Source organism: Streptomyces sp. NBC_01439 (assembly GCF_036227605.1).
Lineage (GTDB): Bacteria > Actinomycetota > Actinomycetes > Streptomycetales > Streptomycetaceae > Streptomyces.
In genome coordinates this window covers 4933019-4945736 of sequence record NZ_CP109487.1, presented here as the reverse complement: position 1 = coordinate 4945736, position 12718 = coordinate 4933019, and the positions used below count along the sequence as shown (strand labels likewise).

9 protein-coding genes are annotated in these 12718 nt (G+C 70.5%); 8 read left to right on the top strand and 1 reads right to left on the bottom strand.

Translation table 11 applies throughout. The annotated features are described in order from the left end of the window. Positions 1-81 precede the first annotated feature (81 nt). Positions 82-1350 carry an MFS transporter gene (locus OG207_RS22130; protein WP_329100209.1) on the top strand — a complete coding sequence of 423 codons (1269 nt, stop codon included), beginning with the start codon at positions 82-84 and terminating at the stop codon, positions 1348-1350. A 68-nt stretch (positions 1351-1418) separates the two neighbouring features. Here the strand turns inward: OG207_RS22130 and OG207_RS22125 are convergent, their stop codons facing one another. Then, positions 1419-2885 (bottom strand): CCA tRNA nucleotidyltransferase, encoded by a 1467-nt coding sequence (locus OG207_RS22125; protein WP_329100208.1) that lies wholly within the window; start codon positions 2883-2885, stop codon positions 1419-1421. A gap of 186 nt (positions 2886-3071) precedes the next feature. On the opposite strand from OG207_RS22125, the gene OG207_RS22120 reads away from it, so the two are divergent. The 7 genes from OG207_RS22120 to trxA all read left to right on the top strand — a co-directional run bounded on the left by OG207_RS22120 (position 3072) and on the right by trxA (position 12687). Continuing rightward, complete coding sequence (locus OG207_RS22120) at positions 3072-5336, top strand: DUF6049 family protein (RefSeq protein WP_329100207.1); 2265 nt, start codon at positions 3072-3074, stop codon at positions 5334-5336. 46 nt (positions 5337-5382) lie between these two features. Next, a complete protein-coding gene (gene murJ, locus OG207_RS22115; RefSeq protein ID WP_329100206.1) occupies positions 5383-7557 on the top strand; it encodes a murein biosynthesis integral membrane protein MurJ in 2175 nt (724 codons plus the stop codon). A 117-nt stretch (positions 7558-7674) separates the two neighbouring features. Next, on the top strand, positions 7675-9408 hold the full coding sequence (locus tag OG207_RS22110; RefSeq protein WP_329100205.1) for a protein kinase family protein: 1734 nt from the start codon (positions 7675-7677) through the stop codon (positions 9406-9408). A 152-nt stretch (positions 9409-9560) separates the two neighbouring features. Then, entirely contained in the window at positions 9561-10262 is a 702-nt protein-coding gene (gene sigM / locus OG207_RS22105; RefSeq protein WP_329100204.1) for an RNA polymerase sigma factor SigM, read from the top strand. Then, positions 10259-11197: a hypothetical protein gene (locus OG207_RS22100; protein ID WP_329100203.1), complete on the top strand. Its 939-nt coding sequence runs from the start codon at positions 10259-10261 to the stop codon at positions 11195-11197. Before sigM ends, OG207_RS22100 begins: the two co-directional genes overlap by 4 nt. A gap of 128 nt (positions 11198-11325) precedes the next feature. Beyond that, positions 11326-12285, top strand: coding sequence for a thioredoxin-disulfide reductase (gene trxB / locus OG207_RS22095; protein ID WP_109779288.1), 960 nt, complete (start codon positions 11326-11328; stop codon positions 12283-12285). Positions 12286-12345: 60 nt separating this feature from the next. Beyond that, positions 12346-12687: a thioredoxin gene (gene trxA, locus OG207_RS22090; RefSeq protein ID WP_030008403.1), complete on the top strand. Its 342-nt coding sequence runs from the start codon at positions 12346-12348 to the stop codon at positions 12685-12687. The last annotated feature ends 31 nt before the right edge of the window (positions 12688-12718 follow it).

The following is a 12718-nucleotide window of genomic DNA, read 5'->3' as shown; positions in this document are numbered from 1 at the left end:
ACCTGGACTTCGGCAGTTCTTCCGCGGAGGGTCCCCGGGCAATGTGCCCGGGGACCCTCCGCGTATGTGACCCTTGCCCTCATGCCTGTCGTACGTGATCTGCGCGTACTCCTGCGCCTGAGGGACTTCCGCAACCTGCTCGCCGTACGACTGCTCTCCCAAGCGGCGGACGGCGTCTACCAGGTCGCACTCGCCACCTACGTGATCTTCTCTCCGGAGAAGCAGACCTCACCGGCGGCCATCGCCTCCGCCATGGCGGTACTGCTGCTGCCGTATTCGGCGATCGGCCCCTTCGCCGGGGTGCTGCTCGACCGCTGGCGGCGCCGCCAGGTCTTCCTCTACGGCAATCTCCTGAGGGCCTTCCTCGCCTGCGTCACCGGAATGCTGATCGTCGCGCAGGTGCCCGACTGGCTGTTCTACGCCTCGGCCCTGTCCGTGACCGCCGTCAACCGCTTCGTGCTGTCCGGGCTCGCCGCCTCGCTGCCGCACGTCGTCGGACCCGACCAGCTGGTCACCGCGAACGCGCTCTCCCCCACCGCCGGAACCCTCGCGGCGGTGGCGGGCGGAGGGCTGGCCTTCCTGGTCCGGCTGCTGGCCTCCGACTCCAACGCCCTGGTCGTGCTCCTGGGCGCCGGACTCTACCTGTGCGCGGCCCTGGTCTCCCTGCAACTGGCCATCGGCCTCCTCGGGCCGGACCACCCCGCCGGCCGGGCCCATCCCTCGGTCGCCGAGGGGGTCGCCCTCACGGTGCGGGGAATGGCCGAGGGCTTGCGCCACCTCGCCTCCCGGCGCGAGGCGGCCCGGGCACTCACCGCGATGACCATGATGCGGTTCTGCTACGGGACCCTGTTCGTGATGCTGCTGATGCTCTGCCGCTACGCCTGGTCGGACAACGAGTCCGACGGGCTGGCGCTGCTGGGCATCGCCGTCGGCGCCTCCGGGGCCGGGTTCTTCGCCGCCGCCGTGGTGACCCCCTGGCTGGTGGGCCGGCTGGGCCCGCTCGGCTGGATCACCGCATGCTCGGCCGGCGCCGCCGTCCTGGTGCCGGCCCTCGGCCTGTTCTTCGCCCCCGGGCCGATGCTGGCCGCTGCTTTCGTACTCGGCCTCGCCACCCAGGGCGCCAAGATCTCCACCGACACCGAACTGCAGTCCCAGGTGGACGACGACTACCGCGGCCGCGTCTTCTCCGTCTACGACGTCTTGTTCAACGTCGCGTTCGTCGGCGCGGCGGCGGTGGCCTCCCTCATGCTCCCCGCCGACGGACGCTCCGTGGCCCTGGTCCTCATCGTGTCAGCGCTCTACGCCGCGACCGCCGTGTTCCTGGCCCGGGGCGAGCGACGTTTCACGTGAAACATCAGCTCTGAAGAACGACGGGGGCCGATGTTTCACGTGAAACATCGGCCCCCGTCGTCCGTAGGTCAGGCCTGTGCGGCCCACCACTCCTTCAGCGCGACGACGGCGGCGTCACGGCCCATCGGGCCGTTCTCCAGCCGCAGCTCCAGCAGGAAGGCGTAGGCCTTGCCGATCACCGGGCCGGGGCGCACGTCGAGCACCTCCATGATCTCGTTGCCGTCCAGGTCGGGCCGGATCGCGTCCAGCTCCTCCTGCTCCTGCAGCTGCGCGATACGGTCCTCCAGCCCGTCATAGGTCCGGGAGAGGGCATTGGCCTTGCGCTTGTTGCGCGTGGTGCAGTCGGACCGAGTCAGCTTGTGCAGACGCTCCAGCAGCGGACCGGCGTCGCGGACGTAGCGCCGGACCGCGGAGTCGGTCCACTCCCCGTCGCCGTAGCCGTGGAAGCGCAGGTGCAGCTCCACGAGCCGGGACACGTCCTTGATCATGTCGTTCGAGTACTTCAGGGCGGTGAGCCGCTTCTTGGTCATCTTCGCGCCCACCACCTCGTGGTGGTGGAAGGAGACCCGACCGTCGCTCTCGAACCGGCGGGTGCGGGGCTTGCCGATGTCGTGCAGCAGCGCCGCGAGCCGCAGGACCAGGTCCGGGCCGTCCTCCTCCAGCGCGATCGCCTGCTCCAGCACGATCAGCGAGTGGTCGTAGACGTCCTTGTGCCGGTGGTGCTCATCACTCTCCAGCCGCAGTGCGGGCAGCTCGGGAAGCACCCGGTCGGCCAGCCCGGTATCCACCAGCAGTCCCAGACCCTTGCGCGGGTGGGCGGAAAGGATCAGCTTGTTCAGCTCGCCCTGGACCCGCTCCGCGGAAACGATCTCGATCCGCTCGGACATCGCCTTCATGGCCACGACGACCTCCGGGGCGACCTCGAAGTCCAGCTGCGCGGCGAACCGCGCCGCCCGCAGCATCCGCAGCGGGTCGTCGGAGAAGGACTCCTCCGGGGTTCCGGGCGTGCGCAGCACGCCGGCGGCCAGATCCTGCAGACCGCCGTGCGGATCGATGAACTCCTGCTCGGGCAGGGCCAGGGCCATGGCATTGACCGTGAAGTCACGCCGGACCAGGTCCTCGTCGATCGAGTCGCCGTAGGAGACCTCGGGCTTGCGCGACGTACGGTCGTACGCTTCCGAGCGGTACGTCGTCACCTCGATCTGGAAGTTCCGCACGGTGTCCCCGACGCGGGCGCTCTTCTGAGCCCCGACGGTGCCGAAGGCGATACCGACGTCCCACACCGAATCCGCCCACGGCCGGACGATCTTCAGAACGTCCTCGGGGCGGGCATCGGTGGTGAAGTCGAGATCGTTGCCGAGACGCCCCAGCAGCGCGTCGCGGACGGACCCACCGACCAGGGCGAGACGGAAGCCCGCCTCCTGGAAACGGCGGCCGAGCTCGTCGGCGACAGGAGCGACCCGCAGCAGTTCACTGACCGCGCGGCGCTGCACCTGACTCAGGGCACTGGGATTGTCTTCGTTGGCGTTCGGCACAACAGAAAAGGGTACGTGCCCGGCTCCCCAGGGGCCGCCCCGTTTTGCGGCCACCCCGGTACGCCGCCCCCGGGGTCCTGAGCCGATCATGTGGAGCAAGGCGCGGCACTCGCACACAGCGGGCCTCGTTACCATGCGTGGACGCACAAAAGACGACCACTGACACTTCGAGGGACGGGCTAGCGCGTGGCCGAGGCGGCTGACAACCAGGGGGCGTCCCCCGCTCCTGCCCGGCGCCGGTGGCTGCGGCGGGCGATCGTCCTGCTCGCCGGGACGCCCGTACTGGCTGCGCTGATCTACTCTCCCGCCCCCCGGGCCGAGGCCGCGCAGGCCTCGGCCGTGGACGTCCAGCTGACCTCCATGACCCCCTTGGCACCGGTGAAGAACGACACCCTCACCATCCGGGGCACCGTGCTCAACACCGGTGCCGAGACCATCACCGACGCACATGTCGGTCTGCGGGTCGGGCCCGCGCTCGCGGACCGCTCGTCCATCGACGAGGCGGCCGAGCGGACCGGTTTCCGGGCCGGCACCGACCCGGGTGAGATCGACTCGGCCTTCGCGGTGAAGATCGCTTCCCTGCCGTCGAAGATCAGCCAGGAGTTCACGCTCACCATCCCGGTGAACAAGCTGGAGCTGGACAAGGACGGCGTCTACCAGCTCGGCGTCTCCCTGTCTGGGGTGACCAACAGCAGGCCGTCCGAGCAGGTGATGGGCATCAAGCGGACCTTCCTGCCCTGGCAGCCCGAGGCCGCCGCCAAGCGCTCGCAGCTCACCTACGCCTGGCCGCTGATCTCCACCACGCGCGTGACGGCGGAGACCGGCTCCGACGAGCTCCAGACCCCCGTCTTCCTCGACGACTCCCTCGCCGACGAGATCAAGCCGGGCGGGCGCCTGGAGCAGATGGTCACCCTTGGCAAGGACCTCCCGATCACCTGGGTCATCGACCCCGACCTGCTCTACGCGGTCGACGCGATGACCAAGGGCTACCGGGTCCGCAGCCCCGGTGGCAAGCCCGTCCAGGGCAAGAACAAGGCCGTCGCCGAGCAGTGGCTGAGCTCCCTGGAGGCGGCCGTCCAGGGCAAGAAGGTCGTCGCCCTGCCGTTCGCCGATCCCGACCTCGCCTCCCTCGCCCACCAGGGCAAGGACGTCTCGGGCACCCTGGGCCAGCTGCGCCCCGCCACCGACAAGGCGAAGCAGGCCGTCGAGACGGTCCTGCACGTTCCCGCGTCCACGGACTTCTCCTGGCCCGTGGACGGCGCCATCGATCCCTCGATCGTCAATGTCGCCACCTCGGCCGGCGCCCACAACGTCCTCACCCGCAGCGACAGCCTCGTGGAAAGCGGCGCCCTCGGCTACACGCCCTCGGCCGCCCGGCCCATCGGCGCCGGCACCACCGCCGTCGTCGCCGACGCCGACCTGTCCACCGCCTTCGAGGGCGACATGCTGGACGCCGGAACCTCCACGCTCGCCGTGCAGCGGTTCCTCGCCCACAGCCTCGCCCTGAACCTGCAGAAGACCGACGAGCCGCGCAGCTTCGTCGTCGCCCCACAGCGGATGCCCAGCGTCAGCCAGGTCCAGTCGATGGCCGAAGCCGTACGCGGCCTCCAGGCGGGCCGCTGGACCCAGCCCGGGGACCTCGAGGCCGCGGCCGCCGCCAAGCCCGACCCCGGAGCCACCACCCAGGTGCCGGGCGCCGGCCAGTACCCCGAGTCCCTGCGCAAGCAGGAGCTGCCTGTGTCGGCCTTCGAGAAGATCCGCGCCACGCAGAACACCCTCGACCGCTTCAAGGTGATCCTCGCCGCGCCCGACCGCGTGGAGATCCCCTTCGGCAACACCACCAACCGCGAGATGTCCACCTCCTGGCGCGGGCGTCCCGAGGAGGCCCGCCTCTACCGGGACCAGGCCCAGGACTACCTGATCGGTCTCACCGAGAAGGTCAAGGTCATCCCCAAGTCCGACGCCACCTTGTCCGGGCACAGCGCCACCATCCCGGTCAGCGTCCAGAACAGCCTGGTCCAGGACGTCCACGACCTCGTGCTGCGCGTGAAGTCCGCCAATCCGACCCGCCTGATGTTCGGCAAGAGCGGGCAGGCCGAGCAGCAGGTCACCGTCCAGGGCGACCACACCCAGACGGTCAAGTTCACCGCCAACGCCACGGCGAGCGGCCCCGTCGAGGTCACGGCGCAGCTGTTCACCAAGGACGGCGTCCCCTACGGCAAGGAACGCAAGTTCACCGTCGAAGCCACCGAGATCACGCCCACCGTGATGCTCGTCATCGCCGGCGGTGTGCTCCTCCTGGTCCTGGCAGGCATCAAGATGTACGCCAGTCGCAAGCGCGTCGCAGCACGCGCGGCCGCCGAGGAGAGCACGCAGCCGAGTGACGAGTCCCCTGACACCGGAGCGCAAAGCACCGAGGGGTCCGGCGCGAGTGAGACAGTGGACCGTTGATTGACGCCGTGGCCGGTCGGCCTGGGGACGATGAGGTGGGGTTTCGATGAACGCGCCGTACGACGGTGACCGCGCGCAGGGCACTGGTGGGCCTGCGCCCTCCCAGGGCGCTGCCCCGGGCACCCCGGTGCCCGGGCAGGTTTCCGCGCCTGCGCCCGCGCCGGAACGTGACCCGTATGTCCAGGACGCCTACGACCACGACCCGTACCGGTCCCACGACCTGTCGGCCCAGGACCCGGTCGCCGAGGTGCTCTACGACCGCGCCTCGCACCCGCCGCCGCCGCCCGGCACCTACCAGGAGCCCGGCCCGCTCTACGCCGCGCCGACCGCGCCCTCGTACTCCCCCGACCCGCGCGTCTGGGCCCAGACCCCGCCGCCCGAGCCGGACGGTCCCTCGCGCCACCTGCCGTACGGTGACCACGCCACCACCACCCAGTTCGTCGGCGTGGACTCCCTCGTCACCGGTGCCTCGGACGAGCAGCCCGAACCGGATGCCTTCGCGCACCTGTACCGGGACCAGGAGGCGGCGCCCCGCACCGCCGTCGAGGAAGCCCCCGTCGCCGCACCGGCACCGAGCAAGCCCGCCGGACGGGCAGCGAACCTGCTCAAGTCCAGCGCGCTCATGGCCGCGGGCACGATCGTCTCCCGCCTCACCGGCTTCTTGAAGACCCTGGCGATCGCGGGTGCCATCGGCGTCGGCACCTTCAACGACACGTACCAGATCGCCAACACGCTGCCCACGATGATCTACGTGCTGGTCGGCGGCGGCGCCCTGAACGCCGTCTTCATCCCGCAGCTGGTCCGGGCCATGAAGAACGACAGTGACGGCGGGCAGGCGTACGCCAACCGGCTGCTGACCCTCGTCGTCGTGCTGCTGGCCGCCGTCACCACCATCTGTGTCCTGGCCGCACCGGTGTTCATCACGATGATGTCGCCGAAGATCGCCTCCGACCCCGAGCAGATGGACGTCGCGGTCGCCTTCGCCCGCTACTGCCTGCCCACCATGTTCTTCATGGGCGTGCACGTGGTCCTGGGTCAGATCCTCAATGCCCGCGGCCGCTTCGGCGCGATGATGTGGACCCCGGTCCTCAACAACATCGTGGTCATCGCCACCTTCGGCGCCTTCATCTGGGCCTTCGGCGGCTTCACCACTTCCGGCGTCAACGCCAGCACGGTCACCCCCGAGGGCGTCCGCCTGCTGGGCCTGGGCACCCTGCTCGGCCTCACCGTCCAGGCTCTCGCGATGCTGCCGTACCTGCGCGACGCGGGCTTCAAGCCGCGCCTGCGCTTCGACTGGCGGGGCCACGGCCTCGGCAAGGCCGCGGGCCTGGCCAAGTGGACGTTCTTCTTCGTCCTCGCCAACCAGGCCGGCCTCGTGGTCGTCACCCAGCTCGCCACCTGGGCCGGCTCGGTCGCCGAGAAGCAGGGCCACCCGGGCACCGGTTTCACCGGCTACCAATACGCGCTGCTGCTGTGGCAGATGCCGCAGGCGATCATCACCGTCTCCGTCATGACGGCCGTCCTGCCCCGCATCTCCCGCTCCGCGCACGACGGTGACGCCGCCGCGGTCCGGGACGACATCTCCTACGGGCTGCGCACCTCGGCCGTCGCGATCGTGCCCTGCGCCTTCGCCTTCCTCGCCCTCGGTGTCCCGATGGCCACCCTGCTCTACGCCGGCTCGGGTTCGGGCGCCCAGAACATCGGCTACATCCTGATGGCGTTCGGCCTCGGCCTGATCCCGTACTCCATCCAGTACGTGGTCCTGCGCGGCTTCTACGCCTACGAGGACACCCGGACGCCCTTCTACAACACCGTCATCGTCGCCGCGGTCAACGCGGCGGGCTCGGCGATCTCCTTCTTCGTCCTCCCCGCCCGGTGGGCGGTGGTCGGCATGGCCGCCGCCTACGGGCTCGGCTACGCCGTAGGCGTCGGCGTCGCCTGGCGGCGCCTGCGCACCCGGCTCGGTGGCGACCTCGACGGGGCGCACGTCATGCGCACCTACACCCGTCTCATCGGCGCCTGCGTCCCGGCCGCCGCCGTGGGTGGCGCGGCCGCTTTCGGGGTCACGCAGTGGCTGGGCAGCGGAGTCGCCGGCTCCGTCACCGCCCTCCTCGCCGGCGGCATCGCCCTTGCCGTGGTGTTCCTGATCGCCGCCAAGCGGATGCGGATCGAAGAGCTCAACGCGATGGTCGGAATGGTCCGCGGACGTTTGGGGCGCTGATGCGCACAACCGTCGCCCCCTTTCGTGTGTCGTGCTTAGCGTCGGACTGTGGGCACAATTGGCATGGCTTCGCAGACTGGCTGACAGCGCGCAACGGATGGGGAGGCAGGAACGACGGTGGCGGAACGTAGCACGGCTGCCGTCGACGTGGCCGACAACAGCGGCGATGAGCCGCTGACCGCTCAGGCGGCACAGGCCACGTCCGACGGGGTGGACACCCAGAACGGACGAGCCGCGGACGGACCCATGCCCGACAAGGACGGCGAACGCACCAACGCGGCCCCTGCGGCTGCACCCGAACTGCACAGCGGACACAAGCTCGCCAGACGCTATCGGCTGGAAGAGTGCGTCACCCGTGTGGACGGATTCAGCAGTTGGCGCGCGATGGACGAGAAGCTGCGCCGTGCCGTGGGCGTGCACCTGATGCCCGCCGACCACGCGCGCGCCCGCTCCGTCCTGGCCGCCGCCCGGTCCTCGGCCCTGCTCGGCGACCCACGGTTCGTCCAGGTCCTGGACGCCGTGGAGGAGAACGACGTCGTCTACGTCGTCCACGAGTGGCTGCCCGATGCCACCGAGCTCACCGCGCTCCTCGCCGCGGGCCCGCTGGAGGCCCACGAGGCCTACCAGCTCGTCAGCCAGGTCTCCCAGGCCATGGCCGCCGCGCACCGCGAGGGGCTCGCCCATCTGCGGCTGACGCCCAGCGCCATACTGCGCACCTCCACGGGCCAGTACCGCATCCGCGGCCTCGCCGTGAACGCCGCCCTGCGCGGCATCACCAGCGAGACCCCGCAGCGGGCCGACACCGAAGCCATCGGCGCGCTCCTGTACGCCGCCCTCACCCAGCGCTGGCCGTACGAGAGCGACGCGTACGGCCTCACCGGCCTGCCCAAGGGCGTTGGGCTGATCGCCCCCGACCAGGTGCGTGCCGGCGTCCACCGGGGACTGGGCGAACTCGCCATGCGCGCGCTCGCCAACGACGGGGCCACCGCCTCCCGTCAGGAACCCGCCTGCACCACCCCTGACGAGCTGGCCAAGGCCGTGGCCGCGATGCCCCGCATCCGGCCGCCGGAGCCCGTCTTCACGGCTCCGCCGGAGTACCAGCACACCACCTACCAGCAGGGCAGCTACGGACGCCCCACGCCTCCCGGTCTGAACACCGTCCAGAGTCGTCCCGTCGTCCCGCCGCCGGCCCCGCTGGAGAGCCGTACCGGCCGGGCCTTGAAGTGGGGCGTCGCCGCCCTGCTCATCGCCGCCCTCGGCCTGGGCAGCTGGCAGCTGGCCGACACCCTCCTGGGCCGCACCAGCCAGCAAGGGAACAGCGGCACCAGCAACAACACCAAGCCCGGGCCCGAAGACAACCCGAAGGCGCCGGAGCGGACCGAGCTGGCCATCAAGGGGGCGGCGGAGTACTACCCGGACGACAAGCCCCAGGATCTCGACGGGGTCTCCAAGGCCTACGACAACGACGCGACCTCGTTCTGGCGGACCTACCGGTACGACGACGGCCCTGACATGGGGGCCTTCAAAGAGGGGCTCGGCCTCGTCTTCGACCTCGGCGAAGAACAGGAGGTGAGTGCGGCCTCGATAGCGTTCCGGTTCCCCGGAGACCACACCACCGCGACGCTCTATGCCGCGCCGAGCCTGTCGTCGTCGACCCCGATCAAGAGCATGAAGCAGATCGCCACGGGGACGACGAAGGAGAAGCAGCTGGAGCTCGCCACCGAGACTCCGGTCAAGACGCGCTACGTGGTGCTGTGGCTCACGGCCATGCCCATGGCCGGCCCTTCGGAGTTCAGCACGGCCGGGTACAAGCAGGGCATCACGAACGTCGTCTTCTCCCGGATCTCCTAGCGCTGCCCGCGCTGTGTGCGGCCCGGTCCGGTCCGGGCAAGAGGTCTGCGGGAAGGATCTTCCCGCAGACCTCCCGGGGTATCCGGCCGCGCGGGTCCGCTCCGGGACGAACCCGGATCGACATGTGCTCGGCTTCCAACAGGAGGGGAATCATGAGGCCTGCGCCTGACGGCCCCGCCCCCGCCTCGGACCAGGAGCTCCTGGCCCGGCACGTCGCCGGGGATCCCGAGGCCTTCGGGGAGATCGTGCGGCGGCACCGGGACCGACTGTGGGCCGTGGCGTTGCGGACCCTCGGGGACCGCGAGGAGGCCGCCGACGCCGTGCAGGACGCGCTGGTGTCCGCCTACCGGGCCGCGCACACCTTCCGCGGGGAATCCGCCGTCACCACCTGGCTGCACCGCATCACCGTCAATGCCTGCCTGGACCGCGCCCGCAAGGCCGCCTCCCGCCGGACCGCCCCCCTCGACGATACGGACCGCCTGGAGCGCCTCCTGGAGCCCCATGAGTCCGCGGAGGCCCCTGCGGAGCGCCAGGACCTCCATCGCCAGCTCCTGGCCGCTCTGAGCACGCTCCCGGCTGACCAGCGAGCCGCGCTGGTCCTCGTCGACATGCAGGGGTACCCCGTCGCCGAGGCCGCCCGGATCCTCGACGTCCCCACCGGCACCGTGAAGAGCCGCTGTGCGCGCGGCCGGGCGAAACTCTTGCCGCTCCTCACTCATCTGCGCACGAATGCCGGGGATAACACCGCCACCGAGCGGGGAAGGAACCGGACGCCGGGCCCACCCGTCCCACCAGCGGCAGAACCCAGGCATCCAGACCCAGACGCTGTGAAGGGCGGAGGTGGACGACCGTGACCCCGCCCACTGGCATGTCCGGCACGACCGGCACGATCCGGCACCCGGACGTCTCGGAGATCTCCGACCTGACCGAAGGTCTCCTCTCCCCGTCCCGTACCGCCGAAATCCGCCGCCATCTCGGCGACTGCACCCTGTGCGCCGATGTCCGCACCTCCTTGGAGGAGATCCGCTCCCTCCTCGGCACCCTGCCGGGGCCGGCCCGGATGCCCGCAGACATCGCCGGCCGCATCGACGCGGCCCTCGCCGCGGAGGCCCTCCTCGACGCCACCCAGCCACAGGCCGAGGCCGTACCGGCCGACCGGCCCCGCACGCCGGACCGCGATGTTTCACGTGGAACGCCCCCAGCTACCGCTGGGAGGTACCCCCGGCCCGCCGGTCACCCGACCGGCCCAACCGGCCCCGGGCGACGCCGTGCGCGGCGCCGGATCGCCGTCCTCGCCGGTCTCACCGGAGCCGCCGCCTGCGCCCTGGGCATCTTCCTGTTCGGCGACTTCTCGGGCACGCCCACCCACGGAACCGCCGCCAGTGGCGAGGCATCCGACTCCGCAGCGCGGCCGTCCGCCGCCACGGGCGAAGGCAGCTACACCGCTCAGGGGCTCCAGAACAGTGTCAGGCAGCTCATCGGGGCCGATCAGGGCGCAAAGAACGTTCCCGCGGAGCAGAACAACACCCTCGGACTGGAGAACACCGCACCCGGAGACAAGCGGGCAGCGCCTTCCGTCCCTTCCTGTGTCCAGCAGGCCACCGGTCGCCCTGACACCCCGCTCGCCGCCGAACGCGGCAGCTACCAGGGCACCCCCGTCTACCTCCTCGTCCTGCCGCACCCGGCCGACTCCGCCCGTGTTGACGCCTACCTCGTCGACACGGCGTGCGAGCGAACCGGTTCGGCAGACCCCGGGAAGGTCCTTCTGACGAGCACCTATCCGCGGTAGCCGAGGCGCTCGGGGCCGTGGTGGGGCGGGTGGGGAATGCATGCGCCGTAGGATCCGTTGGGTGGGGTGAGAGTCCGCACCGGCCCCCGGTTGGCAGTACGCAGTCCGCAGAGACGAGGAAGAAACCCGTGAGCGACGTCCGAAACGTGATCATCATCGGCTCCGGGCCGGCCGGTTACACCGCCGCCCTGTACACCGCACGCGCTTCGCTCAAGCCGCTGGTCTTCGAAGGTGCCGTCACCGCGGGTGGCGCCCTGATGAACACCACCGAGGTGGAGAACTTCCCGGGCTTCCAGGACGGCATCATGGGCCCCGACCTCATGGACAACATGCGTGCTCAGGCCGAGCGCTTCGGCGCCGAGCTGATCGCGGACGACGTCGTGGCCGTGGACCTGAGCGGTGAAATCAAGACCGTCACCGACACCGCCGGCACCGTGCACCGCGCCAAGGCCGTCATCGTCACCACCGGTTCCCAGCACCGCAAGCTCGGCCTGCCCAACGAGGACGCCCTCTCCGGCCGCGGTGTCTCCTGGTGCGCCACCTGCGACGGGTTCTTCTTCAAGGACCACGACATCGCCGTCGTCGGCGGCGGCGACACCGCGATCGAGGAGGCCACCTTCCTCTCGCGCTTCGCCAAGTCCGTCACGATCGTCCACCGCCGTGACAGCCTGCGCGCCTCGAAGGCCATGCAGGACCGCGCCTTCGCCGACCCGAAGATCAAGTTCGCCTGGGACAGCGAGGTCGCCGAGATCCGCGGCGATCAGAAGCTCTCCGGCCTCACCCTGCGCAACACCAAGACCGGTGAGACCTCCGAGCTTCCCGTGACCGGCCTCTTCATCGCCGTGGGCCACGACCCCCGCACCGAGCTCTTCAAGGGCCAGCTCGACCTCGACGAGGAGGGCTACCTCAAGGTCGAGGCCCCGTCCACCCGGACCAGCGCCACCGGCGTGTTCGGCGCCGGCGACGTCGTCGACCACACCTACCGTCAGGCCATCACCGCCGCGGGCACCGGCTGCTCCGCCGCCCTCGACGCCGAGCGCTTCCTCGCTGCGCTCGCGGACGCCGAGAAGGTCCACGCAGCGGTCTGACCGGTCTGACCCCCACACCGCCCCACCCCACACCCCGCAGGAAAGAAGAAGGAGGCCGCTGTGGCCGGCACCCTCAAGAACGTGACCGACGCTGACTTCGACGAGCAGGTCCTCAGGAGCGACAAGCCCGTACTGGTGGACTTCTGGGCCGCCTGGTGCGGACCGTGCCGCCAGATCGCGCCGTCCCTCGAGGCCATCGCTGCCGAGTACGGCGACCAGATCGAGATCGTCAAGCTCAACATCGACGAGAACCCGGCCACGGCAGCGAAGTACGGCGTCATGTCCATCCCGACGCTGAACGTCTACCAGAGCGGCGAGGTCGCCAAGACCATCGTCGGCGCGAAGCCGAAGGCCGCCATCCTGCGCGACCTCTCCGAGTTCGTCGAGGTCAAGACCGCCTGACGCGATCGATGTTTCACGTGAAACGGGGCCG